The sequence below is a fragment of the Metabacillus niabensis genome (genome assembly GCF_020524345.1).
Classification (GTDB): Bacteria; Bacillota; Bacilli; order Bacillales; family Bacillaceae; genus Metabacillus; species Metabacillus niabensis_B.
The window spans coordinates 27,339-47,788 of the sequence record NZ_JAIVLH010000029.1; the positions used below are offsets into that span (position 1 = coordinate 27,339).

19 protein-coding genes are annotated in these 20,450 nt (G+C 35.7%); 1 reads left to right on the forward strand and 18 read right to left on the reverse strand.

The window, feature by feature from the left end:
* Positions 1-106 precede the first annotated feature (106 nt).
* From mfd to metG, 18 genes are all read right to left on the reverse strand, one after another.
* The gene (gene mfd / locus LC095_RS23590) at positions 107-3,637 is read right to left on the reverse strand and encodes a transcription-repair coupling factor (RefSeq protein WP_226530436.1); all 3,531 of its coding nucleotides are present in this window, start codon (positions 3,635-3,637) and stop codon (positions 107-109) included.
* Between the two features lie 148 nt (positions 3,638-3,785).
* The gene (locus LC095_RS23595) at positions 3,786-4,016 is read right to left on the reverse strand and encodes an anti-sigma-F factor Fin family protein (protein ID WP_026562417.1); all 231 of its coding nucleotides are present in this window, start codon (positions 4,014-4,016) and stop codon (positions 3,786-3,788) included.
* Between the two features lie 92 nt (positions 4,017-4,108).
* Positions 4,109-4,666, reverse strand: a complete 558-nt coding sequence (gene pth, locus LC095_RS23600; protein WP_226530437.1) for an aminoacyl-tRNA hydrolase — start codon at positions 4,664-4,666, stop codon at positions 4,109-4,111.
* Positions 4,667-4,876: 210 nt separating this feature from the next.
* A complete protein-coding gene (locus tag LC095_RS23605) occupies positions 4,877-5,503 on the reverse strand; it encodes a 50S ribosomal protein L25/general stress protein Ctc (protein WP_226530438.1) in 627 nt (208 codons plus the stop codon).
* A 171-nt stretch (positions 5,504-5,674) separates the two neighbouring features.
* Positions 5,675-6,628, reverse strand: coding sequence for a ribose-phosphate diphosphokinase (locus LC095_RS23610; protein ID WP_078433057.1), 954 nt, complete (start codon positions 6,626-6,628; stop codon positions 5,675-5,677).
* A gap of 18 nt (positions 6,629-6,646) precedes the next feature.
* Complete coding sequence (gene glmU / locus LC095_RS23615; protein WP_226530439.1) at positions 6,647-8,023, reverse strand: bifunctional UDP-N-acetylglucosamine diphosphorylase/glucosamine-1-phosphate N-acetyltransferase GlmU; 1,377 nt, start codon at positions 8,021-8,023, stop codon at positions 6,647-6,649.
* 355 nt (positions 8,024-8,378) lie between these two features.
* The gene (gene spoVG, locus LC095_RS23620) at positions 8,379-8,669 is read right to left on the reverse strand and encodes a septation regulator SpoVG (protein WP_026562422.1); all 291 of its coding nucleotides are present in this window, start codon (positions 8,667-8,669) and stop codon (positions 8,379-8,381) included.
* A 181-nt stretch (positions 8,670-8,850) separates the two neighbouring features.
* Complete coding sequence (gene ridA, locus LC095_RS23625) at positions 8,851-9,225, reverse strand: 2-iminobutanoate/2-iminopropanoate deaminase (protein ID WP_078433054.1); 375 nt, start codon at positions 9,223-9,225, stop codon at positions 8,851-8,853.
* Complete coding sequence (gene purR, locus LC095_RS23630; RefSeq protein WP_226530440.1) at positions 9,212-10,072, reverse strand: pur operon repressor; 861 nt, start codon at positions 10,070-10,072, stop codon at positions 9,212-9,214. Before purR ends, ridA begins: the two co-directional genes overlap by 14 nt.
* Positions 10,073-10,131: 59 nt before the next feature.
* Entirely contained in the window at positions 10,132-11,001 is an 870-nt protein-coding gene (gene ispE, locus LC095_RS23635) for a 4-(cytidine 5'-diphospho)-2-C-methyl-D-erythritol kinase (RefSeq protein ID WP_078433052.1), read from the reverse strand.
* 322 nt (positions 11,002-11,323) lie between these two features.
* Positions 11,324-11,506: a small, acid-soluble spore protein, alpha/beta type gene (locus tag LC095_RS23640; RefSeq protein ID WP_226530441.1), complete on the reverse strand. Its 183-nt coding sequence runs from the start codon at positions 11,504-11,506 to the stop codon at positions 11,324-11,326.
* Positions 11,507-11,649: 143 nt separating this feature from the next.
* Positions 11,650-11,919, reverse strand: a complete 270-nt coding sequence (veg, locus tag LC095_RS23645) for a biofilm formation stimulator Veg (RefSeq protein ID WP_026562427.1) — start codon at positions 11,917-11,919, stop codon at positions 11,650-11,652.
* Between the two features lie 418 nt (positions 11,920-12,337).
* Positions 12,338-13,219, reverse strand: coding sequence for a sporulation peptidase YabG (gene yabG, locus LC095_RS23650; RefSeq protein WP_226530442.1), 882 nt, complete (start codon positions 13,217-13,219; stop codon positions 12,338-12,340).
* 294 nt (positions 13,220-13,513) lie between these two features.
* Positions 13,514-14,395, reverse strand: a complete 882-nt coding sequence (gene rsmA, locus LC095_RS23655; protein ID WP_226530443.1) for a 16S rRNA (adenine(1518)-N(6)/adenine(1519)-N(6))-dimethyltransferase RsmA — start codon at positions 14,393-14,395, stop codon at positions 13,514-13,516.
* On the reverse strand, positions 14,395-14,952 hold the full coding sequence (gene rnmV, locus LC095_RS23660) for a ribonuclease M5 (protein WP_226530444.1): 558 nt from the start codon (positions 14,950-14,952) through the stop codon (positions 14,395-14,397). The genes rsmA and rnmV overlap by 1 nt, the downstream gene beginning before the upstream one ends.
* Before the next feature lie 193 nt (positions 14,953-15,145).
* Positions 15,146-16,339: a ubiquitin-like domain-containing protein gene (locus LC095_RS27180; protein ID WP_319005842.1), complete on the reverse strand. Its 1,194-nt coding sequence runs from the start codon at positions 16,337-16,339 to the stop codon at positions 15,146-15,148.
* Between the two features lie 241 nt (positions 16,340-16,580).
* Positions 16,581-17,351, reverse strand: a complete 771-nt coding sequence (locus tag LC095_RS23675) for a TatD family hydrolase (protein WP_226530445.1) — start codon at positions 17,349-17,351, stop codon at positions 16,581-16,583.
* Positions 17,352-17,557: 206 nt separating this feature from the next.
* Positions 17,558-19,546 carry a methionine--tRNA ligase gene (gene metG, locus LC095_RS23680; RefSeq protein WP_226530446.1) on the reverse strand — a complete coding sequence of 663 codons (1,989 nt, stop codon included), beginning with the start codon at positions 19,544-19,546 and terminating at the stop codon, positions 17,558-17,560.
* Between the two features lie 617 nt (positions 19,547-20,163).
* Here metG and LC095_RS23685 point away from each other — a divergent pair.
* Complete coding sequence (locus LC095_RS23685; RefSeq protein WP_026562434.1) at positions 20,164-20,445, forward strand: AbrB/MazE/SpoVT family DNA-binding domain-containing protein; 282 nt, start codon at positions 20,164-20,166, stop codon at positions 20,443-20,445.
* Positions 20,446-20,450 lie beyond the last annotated feature (5 nt).

A 20,450-nucleotide genomic window follows, 5' to 3' on the forward strand; every position in this document is an offset into this window, starting at 1 on the left:
AAATTAGTATCCTTCACCAAACGTGTAATATACATCCTGAACCGGATTTTTTAGGAGAAAATGAAAAGCAATTAATAATAATCGCCTATTAACACTTTTTTTAAACTTATTTTGCTGAGATTTCTTCCTTTTTCACTTGTGAAAGACCATTTAAAAGATCTGTAATAATCGCCAACCATTTTTCAACTTCAAGACCTTTTGTATTGACGGTTAATTTTAATCTGCTGCCTTCCATACCTAAACCGACAATGCGAGGATATTTATTGCTTAAATCAAACAGCTTTTGTCCATCAATTTGGTTACTTGCCTCATCTTCTATAAGCATCATAATTGTTTCTTTATCTTGCTTGATAAGTTCAACTCGTTCTTGAATAGCAAAAACCTTAATTTTTGCAATATGGAATAGGTACTCAACTTCTACAGGATATTCCCCGAAGCGGTCAATCATTTCTTCCTGTAATTCTTCCAATTCGATTAATTCTGTTATTGATCTAAAACGTTTGTACATATCAATTTTTTGACGCCCATCCGTAATATATGTCTGCGGAAGATAAGCATCAACCTGAAGATCAATCTCTACATCAATAGCTTTTTGTTTTGGCTTATCTACTTGTCTTTCCTCTATCGCTTCTTTCAGCATTTGAGAATATAAATCAAAACCAACAGAATCAATGAATCCATGCTGTTGAGCACCTAATAGATTCCCGGCTCCTCTAATTGAAAGATCCCTCATTGCAATTTTGAATCCTGAACCAAGCTCAGTGAACTCCTTAATTGCCTGTAGACGCTTCTCAGCAACTTCTGTTAGGACTTTATCTTTTCTGTAAGTAAAGTATGCATATGCAACTCGATTAGATCGTCCAACCCTTCCACGGAGCTGGTAAAGCTGCGATAGTCCCATTTTATCTGCATCATTCACAATTAATGTATTAACATTAGGAATATCCACACCGGTTTCAATGATTGTCGTACTTACAAGTACATCAAATTCTCCTTCAAGGAAGCTTATCATAACAGATTCGAGTTCATTTTCAGTCATTTTTCCATGTGCAAAGGAAACCCTTGCCTCAGGAACAAGCATCGAAATTTCTTCTGCTTTACGATCTATATCTTCAACACGGTTATATAGGAAAAACACTTGGCCTCCACGTGCCATTTCCCTCTCAATTGATTCTCTTACTAATGCCCCGTTGTATTCAACAACATATGTTTGAACAGGAAAACGATTCTCAGGTGGAGTTTCAATAACTGATAAATCTCTCACTCCGAGCATGGACATATGCAATGTTCTAGGAATTGGAGTTGCTGTTAAGGTTAGCACATCGACATTTGCTTTTAGTTGCTTTATTTTTTCTTTATGTGTTACACCAAAGCGCTGCTCTTCATCAATAATAAGTAACCCCAAATCCTTATATTTAATATCTTTTGAAAGTAAACGATGAGTTCCTATCACCATATCTACGCTGCCATTACCTAATCCTTTTGTTGTCTCAGTAATTTCTTTTCTCGTTCTAAAACGACTTAAAAGGCCAACATTAATAGGATATTCCTGGAAACGTTCCCGGACCGTTTCATAATGTTGTTGAGCTAAAATCGTTGTTGGGACGAGCAACGCTACTTGTTTTCCATCGGCAATTGCCTTAAAGGCTGCTCGAATTGCAACCTCTGTTTTTCCATATCCAACATCTCCACATAATAAGCGGTCCATCGGACGAAGTCGTTCCATATCTTTTTTAATTTCTACGATAGAGCGAATTTGGTCCTCTGTTTCTTGATAAGGAAATGCCAGTTCAAATTCTTTCTGCATTTCTCCATCTGGTGAAAAGGCATAACCTTCACTAGCTTCCCGCTCGGCATACAGTTTGATCAAATCATCTGCAATATCTTGTACAGAAGATTCAACCTTTTTCTTCACTCTACGCCAGTCATTCCCACCAAGCTTATAAATTTTCGGCTCTTTACCTTCAGACCCTACATATTTTTGAACTTGATCAATTTGATCAACAGGAACATATAACTGGTCACTACCTTGATAGCGAATATTTAAGTAGTCCTTATGAATTCCATTAATTTCAAGTGTTTCAATTCCAAGGTATTTTCCAATACCATGATTAACATGAACAACATAGTCGCCAATTTCCAGTTCAGAGTAACTCTTAATCCGTTCTGCATTTGAAAGCTTTTGTCTTCTGACTTGTTTTTTAACTCTTTTCTTAAAAAGCTCTTCTTCGGTAATAACCGCTAATCTTTGCATTGGGAGTTCAAAGCCTGTTTGCAAATCCCCTTCGACGATGGAAATTTTACCAATGTGTAAAAATTCATCTTCCCCTAAAATCTTCGCCTCAATCTCATAGTCTTCCAATACATCCTGAAGCTTTTTTGTTCTTTCCTCATTAACACCTAAAAATGCTACCGCATACTGTGCTTTTTGCCAACGTTCTAATTCATTTTTCAGCACATTCATTTGGCCATGGAAACTTTGCATTTGTTTACAAGATAAATTTAGTATGTTTTGAGGACTCGTATGTGGCACATGTCTTAAAAATAAGGAAAGATAAATAGAAGGATGCTTGCTTTTTGACATAACATCCATATAAGAGTGTGACACTTTCACATCCTGAAATACCTTTCCTTCTTCAAGCAGGCCTGTAAACCACTCGGCTTCTTCACGTTCTAACTGATCATATGTCTCATGAATTCTACTTATTTCATCAAGAACAACCATAGAATCTTTCGAAAAATAATCTAGTAAACTAGCAGGCTGATCATAGAAGAGTGATGAAAACTTAAACATATCTTGATTTAGCTGATTGTTGCGTAAACGCTCTAAATCATATTGAATATTTTCAATCAACAATTCCTTTTGCTGTTCATTCTTCATCTTTTTGAGATTTTTCGCTAATCCTTCTTCTACTCTTCGTATACAATTCTCTCTTGACTCATCTGTTATAATCATCTCTACAGCTGGACCAATCACAACATTTTTTAACATCTTTATCGATCTTTGGTCTTCTATATTAAACGATCTGATAGAATCAATTTCAGTATCAAATAACTCTATTCTTATTGCATTGTCCTCTGTAAGGGGATAGATATCTATAATTCCTCCGCGAACGCTAAATTCACCCGGAGCACTAACCATATCAACTCTCTCATAGCCTAATGAGATAAATTGTTGAATGTATTCATCCAAGTCTATATCTTGTCCTAGTGACAACTTATATTGTTTCTGTTTCCAGAGCGTTTTTGGCGGCAGCAATCTCCTTATCCCTGCAACGGGAGCCACAACTATCGAGCTTTTCCCTTCAGACAATTGATTTAATACTTCAATTCGTTGTGCTTTTAGCTCAGGACTCGCTACTGCCACTTCAGATGCTATCAAATCATTAACAGGATAAAGATACACATTATCTTTAATCAAGTTTAGTAAATCTTCATAAACCTTTTGAGCTTGAAACAAATTATGTGTCACAATCAAGATCGATTTATCTAACTCATGATAGAGTGAAGCTGTAAAAACTGTCCTAGCTGAACCGGAAAGACCTGCGACAAGTTGTTCTTTTAGTCCTTCTTCGATACCGGAAACAATTGTTTTAAAATCATCATTTTCATAAAAAAACTGCTGTAAACTTTTCAAGCTCAGCCCCCCTCTCAATATTTCATTTTTCACTTTGCTAAATATAAGAAATGTCATGGTTTTCGGTACTACTTATAATGTTCGATTATGTTTCTATCCATTAGTGGAGAGGTAAACAGAAAAACGCTTTGGGGGTCACCCAAAGCTCTTACTGAATGAAGTGTTCCACTTGGTGTAAATCAGGATTTCTATGTAATGCATCCTGACAGTCTTCACAAATCGTCTTTATGTGCATATCACCACTTTGCTCATATGTGATCATCTCCTGGCGTTCATCATGTGTTAAATGATGAAATCCAAGCTGCTCACTTGAAGCAGAGATATTATCAAGGCTCCCTACCTTTACACCACAGTGTCTACAATAATAATGCAAAGCCATCATAATCCTCCTAAAAAGGAATGTTTTACGTTTAGTATGGTCCTTTTTACGTGGGACTATACATACGGAAAATGAAGGCAAGCACATTGGTTTTAATTATATTCATTCATCACTTGTACGAAATTCTTCTGAAGCCAATCTTCACAAGCCTTCGCACTGTAATTTATTGCTTCGTTTATACCTTCCATATCTTCTTGAGTAAATGTGCCTAGCACATAGTCTGTAATCTTCATCCCATTAATTGGACGGTCTATTCCAACTCGTATTCGATTAAATTCCTGTGTTCCTAAGTGAAGAATCATTGATTTAATACCATTATGTCCACCGGCACTGCCTTTAGATCTTAAACGAATTTTACCTGTAGGAAGATCTAAATCATCGTATATGACAACGATTTCTTCTGTACTTATGTCATAGAAATCCATTAAAGGACGAATACATTCACCTGATAAATTCATGTATGTAAGTGGTTTTAATAATATGACTTTCTCTCCGGAAATATGACCAATACCGTATATCCCATTAAATTTCTGCCGATCAAGAGGAATTGCTAACTCCTCTGATAGCTTGTCAATTACTTTAAACCCCACATTGTGCCTGGTATTTTCATATTGCCTCCCAGGGTTTCCCAACCCAATGACGAGCTTCATAAACACCCTTCGCCTCCAAACAAGATCATCTATTTAAAAATCATAAAAAGAATTAATAGTATTGCCCTTTTTATTATTATATCTTATTTAGCATATAAATTCTTATCATAAAAGTAAAGTGTCAGCCTTCATTTCCTTAAAATATGGATAAGATTACTCCATACTTGGATCATGAAGAACTGACACTAGTTTTGTTCTATTTTAATTATTTTATTCTTCGCTATTCTCCCGACCTTCTTCATTTTCAGGTTGTCCCGGTTCTTGTTCTTCTCCGCTATCAATTTCTTCTTCCTGTTGTGGCGGAAGTATAGAGGCAACTACCTGCTCCTCATCCTGAGTAAATTGATAGTTTGGACTTGTCGAGAGGTCTTTAATATAAAGAGTCTCATTCACACCTAAGTTTGTAATGTCTACATCTATTGATTGAGGAATATTACCCGGCTTTGACGTAATCGTTACTTCATGTAATGATTGTTGTAATACACCACCGTCTTTAACACCCTGTGCTTCACCAGTTAGATGAACCGGTACTTCAACTTGAACATCTGCCTGCATATCCACAATATGAAAGTCAGCATGAATAATTTCATTCTTCAGTGGGTCTGTCTGCATATCATACAACATAACTGCATGTGATGAACCATCAACATCCAAATGGAGAACGGTATTCTTTCCTTCATCTCTAAGCGTCTTAATTAATTCTATGCTATCTAGTGCTACTGGTTGGCTTTCTTTAGCTTTGCCATAAATAATAGCTGGAATCTTCCCAGACTCACGAACTTTTCTTTTTGCCGAATTAGTGAACTCTGTTCTTTTCATTGCTTGTATAGTTGTCATATTTACACCTTCCTAACGATATTCGTTCATATATATTGTTTGCCCATAACGAGAAAGGTATAAACATTTTTGAGAGAATAAAGTGAAAGATACGAAAAAAACCTAGCCAGCACCTAATCTATATCTTAGATAAGGTACGGTAGGTTTTTTTAAAATAAGAGAGAATAAATCTTAATCAAAAAGTAAGCTTACTGATTGTTTTTCATGTACTCGAATAATCGCTTCACCAATAAGTGGAGCAACGGATAGTTCTACTAGCTTATCAATTCGTTTTTCTTCCGGAAGTTGAATTGAATTTGTTATGACTAATTCTTTGATTTTTGAATTAGCAATACGATCGATTGCCGGTCCTGATAGAACAGGGTGAGTACAGCAAGCATATACTTCCTTTGCCCCATTCTCTTCTAAAGCATTTGCAGCTAATGTAATTGTTCCAGCTGTATCAATAATATCATCTATTAAAATCGCTGTTTTACCTTCAATATGACCAACAATATTCATAACCTCTGCCACATTTGGTCTTGGACGTCTTTTATCAATAATCGCGATAGGAGCTTTTAATTTATCTGCTAGTTTACGGGCTCTTGTTACACCCCCATGATCCGGAGAAACAATAACGATATCATCTAATTTTTTTCCTAAGAAATACTCACCTAAGATGGGTACTCCCATTAAATGATCGATTGGGATATCAAAAAATCCCTGTATCTGCGGTGCATGAAGATCCAATGTAATGACACGCGTTGAGCCGGCTGTTTCTAGTAGGTTTGCAACAAGCTTTGCTGTTATAGGCTCCCTTGCTCTTGCTTTTCTATCTTGTCTAGCATAGCCGTAGTATGGAATAACAATATTTATTGTTTTTGCTGATGCACGCTTTAAAGCATCAATCATAATTAGTAGTTCCATGATATGCTCATTCACAGGGTTACTAGTAGATTGAATAATATACACATCACAGCCACGAATACTTTCTTCAATGTTTATTTGAATTTCTCCATCACTAAAGCGTGTTACAGAACTCTTCCCTAATTCTACGCCAACAATATCAGCGATTTCCTTTGCCAGTGCAGGGTTGGAATTTAGTGTAAATATTTTTAAATTTGAATCTCCATAGCGATTAGACATGTAAAGTGTAAACCTCCATTAGGAATTTTTATGATTTAAACGGTCGACATAATTCTCTTTATTTACTTGTCGAGCACGTGCAACTGTTAATGCTTTTTCTGGTACATCATTCGTTACAGTTGAGCCTGCTGCTACATATGCACCTTTTCCAACTGTAACGGGCGCAATTAAGTTTGAATTACAGCCTATGAAAGCACCATCTTCTATTTTCGTTAAGAATTTATTTTTCCCATCATAATTAACTGTAATGGAACCACATCCAAGGTTTACATCAGATCCAACCTCTGCATCCCCAATATAACTTAGGTGAGAGGCCTTACTGCCTTTGCCCATTGATGACTTCTTAATTTCAACAAAATTTCCAATCTTCACCTCATCGGAAATGTGAGAAGAAGGACGAATATGTGCAAATGGGCCTATTTGTACTTCACTGCCGATTTCGCTATCATGTGCGACAGATTGTCTGATCGTTGTTTTAGTATCAATATTACAGTTTTTAATTTCTGTATTTGGTCCAATAACACATTCTTCACCAATCACAGTTTCACCAATGATCATAGTTCCTGGATAAATCGTTGTGTCTCGGCCTATCTTGGCATCAACGGAAATATACGTATTATCCGGATCTATAATTGTAACACCATTTCTCATATGCTCTTTATTAATACGTTGTTTCATTAGTTTTTCCGCTTGTGATAATGCAATTCGATCATTTACTCCTAATGTTTCTTCAAAAGATGCTGTTTGATACGCTGAAATGACTTTCCCCTCTTTTTTCAGTATCTCAATTACGTCTGGTAAATAATATTCTCCTTGAACATTATCATTAGAAACATTTTTTAATGCCTTGAACAATTCCTTATTGTCAAAACAATATGTACCAGTGTTAATTTCCGTAATCATTCGTTCGTCTTCTGATGCATCCTTATGTTCAACGTTTTTTTCTACTGTTCCCTCTTGGTTACGGACAATACGGCCATATCCAGTCGGATCTTCAGCATTTGCTGTAAGAATCGTTGCCTTTGCATTTGTTTCTTGATGATGGGCTAACAAAGCAGACATTGTTTCAGCCGGAATTAATGGAGTGTCACCACAGATAACAATTGTTGTACCCTTTTCATCTTCAAGAAATGGTGCAGCCTGCATTACGGCATGCGCCGTCCCTAATTGTTCACTTTGTAATGCATACTCTGTTCGATCACCAAGCTCAGACTTTACCTTTTCCGCACCATGGCCGACAATTGTGACAACTTTCGACAATGTTAATTGTGTTACTTGATCAAGTACATGCTGAACCATTGGTTTCCCACAAACAGGATGTAACACTTTATATAGTGAGGATTTCATTCTTGTCCCTTGTCCAGCAGCCAGAATAACTGCATACCGATTATCCATTTAATAAGCCTCCAATAAGCTATAATCAATAGAAAAACTTCACTCTTCGCCAATTCCTAAGGAGAAAGCATTGGTTTTTCTTATTCACCATAAAACAGTACCTTTTTATCCATAAAAAAATATATCTTAAAATAAGTCGTATTTCAAGACAACAAACAAAAGTACATGATATTTCTAATTTTATCACAAGTTTCATCTTTCAATTGAACTTACCGGAAAAATCATTTAATCTTGTTTGAGATCTTGAAAAAATTGTCGAATCTTCTTCCTACATATGGAGCGATTCTTAGATTCTTAGTATTTCCTAAAACAAAAAAAAGAACCTTGTACAGTTGTACAAAGTTCCTTTGTTATTTTATGAAGCACCTGCTTCTTCAAATTCAACTTCTAATTCACCTAAACGATGATATTCAGCCAGTACAGCATCTTGAATTTTTCCGCGTGTACTAGAATTGATAGGGTGTGCAATATCTCTAAATTCACCATCAGGAGTGCGCTTACTTGGCATCGCAACAAAGAGACCATTATTACCATCAATAACGCGGATATCATGAACTACAAATTCATGATCTAACGTAATAGATGCAATTGCTCTCATACGTCCTTCGGTATTTACGCGGCGTAATCTTACGTCTGTAACTTCCATTCTGTTCACCACCTTTTCCCCATATGAAAAACTTTAGTTACTAAATTCAACGTTACTTCTGTTATTCCTCCCTTAATTTGAAATTTTTTTAAATTTAGGCAAAATAATTGACAAATATTCTATTTTTTTGATTTTTAACTACAAAAAAAGTCAACCACTTTAGAGTGATTGACTTTTTATATTATTTAACTAATGCAATAACCTCAATTTCAACTAAAGCATCCTTTGGTAATCTTGCCACTTCCACACATGAACGTGCAGGCTTATGAGTCGAGAAATATTGTCCATATACCTCATTAAAAGAGGCAAAATGATTCATGTCTTGAAGAAATACAGTTGCTTTTACAACACTTTCTAATGATGCACCTGCTTCTTCTAATACAGCTTTTAAATTTTTAAACACTTGGTGTGTTTGCGCTTCAATTTCTCCTGAAATCATTTCTCCTTCAGCAGTTAAAGGAATTTGACCGGAGCTATAAAACAAGTTATTTACAATAATCCCTTGTGAATACGGTCCAATTGCTGCAGGTGCTTGACTTGTACTAACGATCTTCATAAAGTTCCTCTCCAATCTCTTTAGTATTTACAATCTGAAAGTAAGTGCCTTCTGTTACGTGAATATTTCGTTCTCGAACATCCACGTCAGCTAATTTTACCAGTGATACATATTGATCAACTAATCTTTCTTCAACACCCTCTGTTTCCACTAGAACACCTATGCCCGCTACAGTTGCTTTAAACTCTTCCAAAAGGCTAATCATGCCGTTAATTGTACCCCCAGCTTTCATGAAGTCATCAATAATGAGCACATTTGAACCTTCTTTTAAGCTCCGTTTAGCAAGCAACATCGTTTGTATTCTCTTTGATGATCCCGAAACATAGTTTATACTTACGGTTGAACCTTCTGTTACTTTACTGTCTTTTCTAACAATAACAACAGGTACATCCAGCTGTGCTGCTACGGCATATGCCAATGGTATCCCCTTTGTTGCCACCGTCATGACTACATCAATTTTCCGGTTACTAAAAACTGTCGCAAAAAGACGACCAATTTTATTAACGATAGATGGGGTACCTAGAAGGTCAGTTAAATATAAATAACCTCCGGGAAGCAGTCTTTCTGGTTTTGCAATAAGCTCACATAGTTCAGCAATGAATTGCTTCGCCTCATTCGCTTCCACCTTAGGGATATATTTCACTCCACCTGCAGCACCTGGCACAGTTAATAATGTCCCGATTCCTTGCTGTTCGAACGTTTCTTTAATAATCGTTAAGTCTTCACTAATAGATGATTTAGCAGATTGATATTTCTCAGAAAAAAATGTTAATGGTACTAAAGAGTGTGGATGATGAAGCATGTAGTTTGTCATATCAACAAGTCGACCACTACGACGAAATTTCATGAACTGGTAACCCCCAAAATCCGAATATTATTATTGTAAATATAACTTAATATCCGTATTTAATCAAGGATGTTTCGCTCTCCAAGCATCCTTACGGCAAATACTTGATCACAAAAGCCTCTTAAACCATTATATACACGTGGTAAACGTGACTCATACTGCACCAATCCAAATACTGTTGGTCCACTTCCACTCATCAATACAGCATCAGCACCAAATCTTTTCATTTGTTCTTTTATATTTGCTACCTCTGGATGCATACGCAATGTAACATCTTCTAGAACATTCCCCATTAAGGAACAGATTTTTTCATAATGATTATTATGTAAGGCACTAACCATTCCATCTACATCAGGATGTTGAACCGTTTGCAGATTTAAGTTTCGATATACATCTGCTGTTGAAACCCCGATCGTTGGTTTTGCAAGCACTACCCAGCAATGTGGTGGCGGGTCAATTTGCTGAATCATTTCACCACGGCCTGTTGCCAGTGCAGTTCCTCCATATACACAAAAGGATACATCTGATCCAATCTCTGCTCCGAGCTTTGCTAAGTCATCAAGAGTCAAACCAAGTTTCCATAACTTATTTAGACCTCTTAATGTCGCTGCCGCATCACTGCTCCCTCCCGCTAATCCTGCAGCAACCGGTATTGTTTTTGTAATTGAAATGGATACACCTCTTTCAATATTAAAACGGTCCTTTAATAACTTTGCTGCTTGATAAGCTAAATTCCGCTGATCGTCTGGAACAAAACGATTATGTGAGACTATCCTGATTTCATTTGGGGAAATATCTACTAATTCAACACGATCCGCAAGATCAATTGTTGTCATGATCATTCTTACTTCATGAAAACCGTCTTGTCGCTTGCGGAGAACATCTAACGATAAATTTATCTTGGCTGGTGCCTTTTCTAAAACACGCATCTTTGTCACCTACTTGAACGAACTAAAATTGTATCAACATTGTACCACAAAAGCAGGTATCGTATTGCTTTTTTCGACATTTCCATTGTTTTATAACCAGATTCTCGGAATGGATAGAAGACGATGACCATTAGATATATGATACAAATACAAGTACCTCTGTTCATTTCTTATCATATTAGTGGTTTTTTATTCTTACAGAGAATAAATAGTAAATAAAATTACATATCCTATAATTTATATCGTAAAAAAAAGGGCCGGTTACAAACCATTCAAACCAAAATGAATGATCTATTACCAAACCCTGTGCCGCCAATCTAAGTTACTTATTCTGTTGTTTCGAAAGCTGTGTTTCAGCTAATTCGATTGCACGCTTCACCATATTCCCTGCATCACGTGAGCGAATTGCTCCCCAGCCTTCTTCCTTCACGATATCGTAAAACCCCAAGTCTTTTGCTAATTCATATTTAAAGCTTTCAGACATTATTCCACGACGTCTCGCCATCTGCAAACACACTTCCCTTCAAAGGATAAGCTAAAGTTTCCAAATAGAAAAAGTACTGCGGCTTTTATAGTATTTGAATATAAACATCTAGATATGTATGATATGAATTTTAAGCAAAAAAAAAAACAGTAAACATATGCTGTCTACTGTCCGCTAACTGCAAAAGAACCTGTTGTATCTTCAAAAAATGTAAGTTGTACTGTTTCAGTCAAAACATCGGCATAGCTGTAAGATACACGTTCAAACGAATTTTCATCTTGATCAAGCTCAATAACAAAGACAGATGGATAGGTTTCTGCTAGTACACCACAGCGTTCTATCGTTTTTCTACGACCACCATTAGCTTTAAGAGTTAGTCGTCTGCCAAGATTACCATCCAAGGATTTTTTAATATCCGTTAGAGTTTTTCCCATTGCATCCACCTCACTAAGATTATTATACAACCTTTCGCCTATGTAAGTCAAATAAAATTTAAATTATAACAGTATCTTTTCACTACTGTCAATAAAATATTTTCAACAAAATTCTCATTTGTCACCTATAGTTTGAACAAACATCCTAACTTTTATGTAACAAAAATGAATGTTTTTTCATCTTATTGATATGAATGTTCATTTTTTTCATACAATGCATAAGTTTAGAGAGGAAAAAACGAATTAAATTTGTCAAAATGATGAATATTTTCTATCTATGTGTTGAAAGGAATTAGCCATTCTTTTTTGAGATTTAGTCGAAAATAGAAGATAAATTTCCCTCTTTCCTATCACTCCACGTAAAACTGATCAACAAAAAAATAGCCACTTACATAGTGAAAACGTAAGCGGCCAGGAATCATGGATTTGATGGTTTTCTGTAAGGCATACCTGTTCTAAGTACTCCTCTTGTTTCGACACCGCCGAGCCCCTTTTCTCGAGTGAGAGTGTTCCGTAAAACATCCCATACATTAATCCTTTCAACAAAAGGTGTAAAGCTGATCTTTGCAACGATATAAACCGGATCTAGTGCATGAATATTAACTCTAGATGGGGAACTTGCAAAATTAGCACCTGCACGTATAAGTGATTCAAAATGTGACTGACATGCCCCGGCAAAGATGACAAGCTGATCAAGGTGTGGAACTTTATTACGTGCCTGCCGAACTGTTTGAACGAAGTGCTTGGAATGCCTATAAGCATTAATATCATCGATACTACCTTTATGCTTTGAATAAGCATCGTGTCCTGTAACAACTAATATATCTGGTCGATATTTTGTTAGGAGGTCCGTAATTTTTTCAGGCATTTCTTTTTCATTTACATGAACACCATTTACAGGTACTCCAATTTTTTCATACAAGGAGAGGCATTTTTGTAAATAAAGTGGATCACCATCAACATGAAGGACCCTCCCCGGGATATGGAAAAACTCCTCATTATGACTGTAGCTGGAAGTAGCATAATATTCTTGTTTTTCTCTTAGTAATTGATAATCCTGCCGAAATAAATAATAAGACTGATCAATTCGCTCTTTTTCTTTTTGTTTTCTCGTATTTTTTTCAGCCTCATCAACGATAACTAAATCGTTGCACCCTGCATCTGCAATTAGTCTTACTTCATCTCCATATAAAATTGCCACCTGCTCTCCAGTAGCAGTTGTTTTTACGTCTATAACACGAAATAATAAGTCTAGATTATATGATTTTCTCGCAACAACATCTCCAATTTTTACTTGCATCCTCTACCACTCCAATGAATGATTCACCTGTGTCTTATCAAGTTAGCTCACAACGTCAGGCCTTTCTCCTTTTAGCTGGATCAAGAATTAAAAATGATCCTTTTCTAGCCTATGTAGGTTTTTAAAATTGGTGATATGCTGAAAAAAGATTAGAAAAACTAAGGCTTGTCGCCAAGTCCTAATGGCGAAAGCCTTAGTTTTTCTTATACTATCATCCATAAAATTTATATGCTTTCTGATAGTCAAACAAAAAACCAGGGGTGGTTCCTTCTACGGGACACTCCTGGTTTTTTATCAACTGCTTACTATTTTAACTAAATGATCGCTAACCTTAGCAAATTCTTGTATTGTTAATGACTCTCCTCTTCTTTTACCATCAATTCCAATTTCAAGAAGAGCCTCTTCAATTTTCCCTTTCTGCTCTTTTCCATTTGGCAGATAATGTACGAGATTGTTTAATAAAGTTTTTCTCCTTTGCGCAAAGCTCGCACGTACAATTTGAAAGAAAAAGCCTTCATCTTCAATTTCAACAATTGGTTTATCTCTAACTAATAATCGAATGATTGCTGAGTCTACATTCGGTTGAGGTACAAAAACTGTCTTTGGTACAGTCATGACCGTCTTGGCTTCTGTATAATATTGAACAGCAATTGAGAGTGAACCATATTCTTTTGTGGACGGAACTGCTGATATTCGATCAGCAACTTCCTTTTGAAGCATGACAACAATACCTTTTAATGGCAGTTTTTCTTCTAATAGCTTCATAATAATTGGTGTAGTAACATAGTACGGTAAATTAGCCACAACCATAATCTCATCACAATCGTGAAAGGAATCTTCAATTGCCTTACTTAGATCTGCTTCCAGAACATCTTGATGAATAACTGTTACATTTTTATACGGCTCTAATGTCTCCTTAAGAATAGGAAGCAGCCTTTGATCAATTTCAAAAGCAATCACACGCTTTGCTCTTCTGGCTAACTGTTCAGTTAGAGCACCAATACCCGGTCCAATTTCTATAACGCCTGTTTTATCTGTTACTTCTGCATGGTCAACAATCCTGGAAAGAACATTGGGCTCAATCAAGAAGTTTTGACCTAAGCTTTTTTTAAATGAAAAGCCGTACTTTTCTAAGATCGCCTTTGTTCGAATGGGTGTTGCTATATCCTTCGTCATCACTTATTTTCCTCCTGCAGGATTTTGTTTATAGCATTTAAATAATCGTCTCTTGAGATTTGAAACATTTGTAACCTTTTGTGAAGTTGCTTTCCATTTGTATAACCTATTTTCAAGAGCAATCCTAATTTTTCACGTCTATCCTTTGCCTTACTGCCACCTATTAAACCTGCATCAAGTAAGTCATCAAAACTAATCTCACTTGTAAATTCCTTCATTTCTTCCTTAACTGCATCAAGAGCATTTCGGATGGCGTCATTTGAAGCATGCTCTACTCCTATTCCTCTACCTCGTTTAGGCCTTGCTTCATCTTTGGGCAAAAATGCATGCTTACATCCAGGTACTAGTTCTGAAATGGTCTTTCGGATTTTTTCACCTGGAAAATCGGGATCAGTAAATATAATGACTCCACGTGTTTGTTGAGCCAATTTAATTTGTTCAATAACACTATTTCCTATTGAAGATCCATTTGTTTCAATTGTATCTGCATCAACTGCTCTCTTTATAGCTGTAGTATCGTCTTTTCCTTCTACAACGATAATTTCTTTTATTTTCATTATTTCCTCCAAAAAAAGTTGAAACTTTTCCCTATGCAATTACGTCTTATGTAATAAAGAGATATAAACAGTATACATTCCTTTTATAAAGAACAAAAGTGCAGGTTGGAATAGCCTTGTTTCATAAGCATCATCATAAGAAATTATTTCAAAGGGAAAATAAAAAACAGAGGAAATTAATCCTCTGTCAAATCTAATCTAAAATTTTAATTTTTACTCTTTTCGAACCCCATCGATAGGCAGCTGATTTTGATGATAAAAACACATCGATTTTGTTCCCTTTAATAGCAGAACCAGTATCAGCAGCAACTGCATATCCATAGCCCTCGACATATACTTTGGTACCCAAAGGAATGACACTAGGGTCAACAGCAATAACCTTTGCATTTGGATTTGCTTTTAAATTCATTCCTGTTGCAGTGGTTCCTGAACAACCATTACAATTTGCAGTATAGGCCGTTGAATTTACATAAAACTCTTTTGAAACAGAATCATTTCCTCGAGAAGCAATAGTTGTACTCGTCTGGACAACCTTTGTTCCTAGAGCAACTACACGATCCTCACTTTTTTGAACTGTTTCAGTTTTCAGTAGTTTTCTCGTTACTTCCTGGCCATTTTCAATCGTTACTTCATAATGTTTTTCTTGCTTACCTTCTTTTCCTGAGTTAATAACTTTTTGTACGCCCTTCTCAATGTTGTCATCCTTCTTTTCCACAACATTAAAGGCAATCGGTTCTTCCACTACATCGGTGACTTTTTCTATTCTGGTTACTGTAACATTACTCTTTTCAGTTAATTCATCTGTTAGAGCGGGTTCAACTTTATCCAATTCATTTAATTGAACATCTTGATTCTTTAAAAAGTCAGCGACAGTAGTCGAAGTAGTCCAAACATGTTGCTTTTCCTCTTCGCCAACATTTAGTGTAATTTGAAATGCTTTATCAATTGTTAGTGACAAATCGTTCTTAATTACTGTATCTAAAGCTGGTTCTATTCGATCATGCTCAGTGACATCAATATCCTCTTGTTGTATCAGTTCTTTAACTGTATCCGCTGTTGTCCAAATTGTCCTTCGTTCATCACCCATTGCAACTTTAATTGGTTTTGCTGCTTTATAGGTGATTTTCATATCATCTTTAATTTTATTTTTAGTACCGTGTGATAGTTCATCTTCTTGTCTTATATCTATTTCATATTCTTTAAGTAAATCGTTGACAGTGTTTGCATGTGTACGGACTATTTCTTCTTTACCGTTGATGGTCAATGAGACAGATTCTTTCGTTAACTCATATGTACCGTACGCAGACCCTGATCCTAAAACTATTAAACTAGTAGCAGAAAGGACAAATTTGTTCTTTATTACTTTTTCGGAAAACAGCTTTTTCAAATTTTCACTAAAAATGAAAACCGCCTCCTTCTTCCTCGTGGATTATATAGAGTATCTTTCGTCTTGTCAACCCTTTGGGCGTTGTCTCATTTTTCCAACGTACTCATAATTATGCTTAAAAAGTCAGGAAAAGTGAAGTAAGAGTTATCGACAAAGATATACTATGAGGAAGTTTAGACATGTAGAACTGAATGATTTTCTCAAAAAGTGGACAAGCTCCTGCATAACTCGACAACTTTCGTTATCGAGTTATGCCGAATACTTTCATGGCATTGTCGGATGTTTTTTGAGCAATTTCCTCAAAATCCATCTCTCTTAGCTCAGCAATTTGTTCTGCTACATACTTTACATAACTTGGCTCATTACGCTTCCCTCTAAATGGGTGTGGTGTTAAATAAGGACAATCTGTTTCAATGAGTAAACGCTCGATTGGAATTTCTTTAGCAACTTCCTTCGGTTTCTTTGCATTTTTAAAGGTTACAGGACCGCCAAATGAAATATAGAAGTTCATGTCCATGCATTGCTTTGCTATCTCTAAACTCCCGGTGAAACAATGCATAATGCCTCCTACTTCATTAGCTCCTTCCTCTCGTAAAATTTCCACCACATCTTCTGTTGCATCACGATTATGAATGATGATTGGAAGCTTTACCTCTTTAGCCAATTGAATTTGTTTTCGAAATACTTCTTTTTGTATTTCCTTCGGTGACTTATCCCAGTAATAATCTAGTCCCATCTCACCTATAGCAACTACTTTTGGATGTGAAGCCAAATCCTTAATCCACAGTAAGTCTTCATCTGTCATATCTACTGCATCAACGGGGTGCCACCCTACTGCTGCATATATCATGTCATATTTTTCCGTGAGTTCCATTGCTCTTGTAATCGTTTCTTTATCAAAACCTACCACAACAATGTGTGTAACTTTTTCCAATTGGGCTCTTTCGATAACTTCTTCCAAGTCCTCATCGTATTGAATAGCATTTAAATGAGCATGTGTATCAAATAGCATTTTTCTACTTCCCTTCCTCAACTTGTTTCGACAAATCTGTATTATGTTTTACAAAATGTTACACGTGAAACATTTGTTTTTCGGCAGCTTTCATCAACTTGTTTTAATGACACTAACTGTTCTAATATCCACATGTAATAAGGTTTTCAAACTTCTAATAATAAAAGTGAGCGTCTCATTAAATATAAGACGCTCAAAAAGGGTAGTTATTTTACTCTTGAACCGTTTGGAAGGTCAGCAAAAACTGTTGCGACTGAAAGTAAATCACCTTGTGATCCAGCTAAAATCATCCCTTGAGATAATTCGCCACGAAGCTTCACAGGTTTTAGATTAGCAACACAGATAACTTTTTTTCCTATAAGTTCCTCTGGTTTATAATGTTTGGCAATTCCAGAAACAACCTGTCTTTTCTCATAACCTAAGTCCAACTGTATTTTTAACAAACGATCTGCTTTTTTTACTGGTTCAACTTGGAGAACTTCCGCTATCCGAAGGTCTAATTTCATAAAATCATCAATTGTAATTTCCTCTTCTTGAGGAGCGATATTTGCATCTTTTTTCTCAGTTTCTACAACCGGAGCAGAGCCTTTCATTTGTTCTTTGATATACTTTACTTCTTCTTCCACTTCTAATCGTGGGAAGATTGGTGACTGCTTATTTACTTTTGTTTGGTCAATCTGGCCAAATGCCAAAATGCTATCCCAATTCTTTAAAGTCTCAGTGCGAATACCTAGTTGGTCAAAGATTTTATTTGGTGTTTCTGTTAAAAATGGCTTTAATAAAACTGCAGTGATTCGTAGTGATTCAGCTAAATGGACCATTACTGAAGCCAATTTTTCATTGTCTTCTTCATTTTTTGCTAGGACCCATGGTTGCGTTTCATCAATGTATTTATTTGTTCTGCTAACAAACTGCCATAGGGATGAAAGAGCAATTGAGAATTCCATATTTTCCATCGCTTCTTCATATTTCTTAATTGTTTCCTGTGAAATCTTTACAAGTTGAGCATCAAATTCTGTCTGGCTTCCATTATAAGCAGGGGTTTTCCCTTCAAAATACTTATCAATCATAGCTACAGTTCGATTGAGCAGGTTGCCTAAGTCATTTGCTAAATCATAGTTAACACGATCAATAAATCCTTCAGGAGTAAAGACTCCGTCAGATCCAAAAGGCACTTCTCTTAATAAATAATATCTAAGAGCATCTAAGCCGTATTTATCAATTAATGTAACAGGATCCACTACATTCCCCTTAGATTTTGACATCTTACCATCTTTCATTAAAAGCCAACCATGAGCAAATACCTTCTTTGGAAGTGGAAGATCCAATGCCATTAACATAATAGGCCAGTAGATTGTATGAAAACGGACAATTTCCTTCCCTACAATATGAACATTTGCAGGCCAGTATTTTTTATATTTATCGTCTTGTTCTGTTCCATACCCAAGTGCCGTAATATAATTTGAAAGTGCATCAATCCAAACATAGATAACATGTTTTGGATCTCCAGGTACTTTTATTCCCCAATCAAAAGTTGTTCGCGATACAGCCAAATCTTCTAATCCAGGTTTAATAAAATTATTTATCATTTCATTTTTTCTTGATTCTGGTTGAATGAATTCTGGATTTTCTTCATAGAACGCTAACAACCGATCTGCATATTTACTCATTTTAAAGAAATATGATTCTTCTTTTACTAATTCAACCGGATGACCGCTGTCAGGACTTTTTCCCCCAACGATTTTGCCATTTTCTTTAATTGGATCAACGAGCTGAAGTTCCGTGTAGAAGGTTTCATCTGGTACTGAATACCAACCTTCATATTCATCTAAATAAATATCACCTTGTTCAACAAGTTGAGCAAAGATTTTTTCTACTACTATTTTATGCCGATCTTCTGTGGTTCGGATAAAGTCATCGTAAGATATATCCATTTTTCCCCAAAGATCTTTTATCCCGGATACAATTCCATCAACATATTGCTGTGGAGTAATGTTATTTTCTTCCGCTTTTCTTTGGATCTTTTGTCCATGTTCATCTGTACCTGTTAAGTACATGACATCAAATCCTCGCATACGTTTATAACGAGCCATTGCATCACCTGCTACGGTCGTATAGGCATGTCCGATATGTAACTTTCCACTCGGATAATAGATTGGAGTTGTAATATAAAATGTCTTTTCTTTATTTTCCATTGTATAACCTCCTTGTGCTAACTAGTTATTAAAATAAGTACCCTGCAAGTCGTCAAAAAAGGCCCTCGCCCAAAGGACGAGAGCGATAAGAAACCATGTATCCTTAATGCTATTCAAATACCATAGCCCCAAAGGTACTTCCGGTACTATTATGTATCTTAAGATTTTGATCAATAAGTAGCCCTTACTAACCTAACCATCTCAGACTTTTTCATACTCTTAATGATACCATCTTAGCCTCTAATATCAAGAATATATACCTAAAGTTTTAACATTTCTCTGATTCGACATTATCATTTAGATTTTTGTCGAATTTTCAAATATAGATGTCGAACGAACAACCTTAATAATGAATAAAAATAATAAAATATTCCGCATACACTTTTTTCCAATTTTAGGTTTATTATACATAATTTGCGGGTAAATAATAGGTAAAACCCACTTATACTAAGGTTTCTATATGGCACCTATTTTTTTACATGGAAATATAATAAAAATGATTGACGTTTATTGGAAACACTGATATGCTTAAAAAGCAAATCAGTTTTTGTCGAATATTGACGAAGTATAGTAAAAAAACATAAATATATATATAGGTGAGAGGAGATTACCAAATTATGAAATCTACTGGAATTGTACGTAAAGTTGATGAATTAGGCCGTGTAGTTATTCCTATTGAATTACGCCGTACTTTAGGTATTGCTGAAAAGGATGCATTGGAAATTTACGTTGATGATGATAAAATTATTCTGAAAAAATACAAGCCAAATATGACTTGCCAAATCACTGGAGAAGTTTCTGATGATAACTTGGCGTTAGCAAATGGTAAATTAGTTTTAAGCCGTGAAGGTGCAGAGCAAATCTTATCTGAAATTCAAAATCAATTAGTAAATAAGTAATATAA

Bases quoted from the DNA above. Each gene is read 5' to 3' on its own strand.
- ridA (WP_078433054.1), bottom strand. From the start codon at position 9,225: ATGAAGATCGTTAGTACAAGTCAAGCACCTGCAGCAATTGGACCGTAT.
- rnmV (WP_226530444.1), bottom strand. From the start codon at position 14,952: ATGAAAATAAAAGAAATTATCGTTGTAGAAGGAAAAGACGATACTACA.
- spoVG (WP_026562422.1), bottom strand. From the start codon at position 8,669: ATGGAAGTTACAGACGTAAGATTACGCCGCGTAAATACCGAAGGACGT.
- pth (WP_226530437.1), bottom strand. From the start codon at position 4,666: ATGAAGCTCGTCATTGGGTTGGGAAACCCTGGGAGGCAATATGAAAAT.
- LC095_RS23610 (WP_078433057.1), bottom strand. From the start codon at position 6,628: ATGTCTAATCGCTATGGAGATTCAAATTTAAAAATATTTACACTAAAT.
- ispE (WP_078433052.1), bottom strand. From the start codon at position 11,001: ATGCGTGTTTTAGAAAAGGCACCAGCCAAGATAAATTTATCGTTAGAT.
- LC095_RS23605 (WP_226530438.1), bottom strand. From the start codon at position 5,503: ATGACAACTATACAAGCAATGAAAAGAACAGAGTTCACTAATTCGGCA.
- LC095_RS23685 (WP_026562434.1), top strand. From the start codon at position 20,164: ATGAAATCTACTGGAATTGTACGTAAAGTTGATGAATTAGGCCGTGTA.
- rsmA (WP_226530443.1), bottom strand. From the start codon at position 14,395: ATGACGAAGGATATAGCAACACCCATTCGAACAAAGGCGATCTTAGAA.
- yabG (WP_226530442.1), bottom strand. From the start codon at position 13,219: ATGCAAGTAAAAATTGGAGATGTTGTTGCGAGAAAATCATATAATCTA.
- purR (WP_226530440.1), bottom strand. From the start codon at position 10,072: ATGAAATTTCGTCGTAGTGGTCGACTTGTTGATATGACAAACTACATG.
- veg (WP_026562427.1), bottom strand. From the start codon at position 11,919: ATGGGAAAAACTCTAACGGATATTAAAAAATCCTTGGATGGTAATCTT.
- glmU (WP_226530439.1), bottom strand. From the start codon at position 8,023: ATGGATAATCGGTATGCAGTTATTCTGGCTGCTGGACAAGGGACAAGA.
- LC095_RS23595 (WP_026562417.1), bottom strand. From the start codon at position 4,016: ATGGCTTTGCATTATTATTGTAGACACTGTGGTGTAAAGGTAGGGAGC.
- LC095_RS23640 (WP_226530441.1), bottom strand. From the start codon at position 11,506: ATGGCGAGACGTCGTGGAATAATGTCTGAAAGCTTTAAATATGAATTA.
- LC095_RS23675 (WP_226530445.1), bottom strand. From the start codon at position 17,351: ATGCTATTTGATACACATGCTCATTTAAATGCTATTCAATACGATGAG.
- metG (WP_226530446.1), bottom strand. From the start codon at position 19,546: ATGGAAAATAAAGAAAAGACATTTTATATTACAACTCCAATCTATTAT.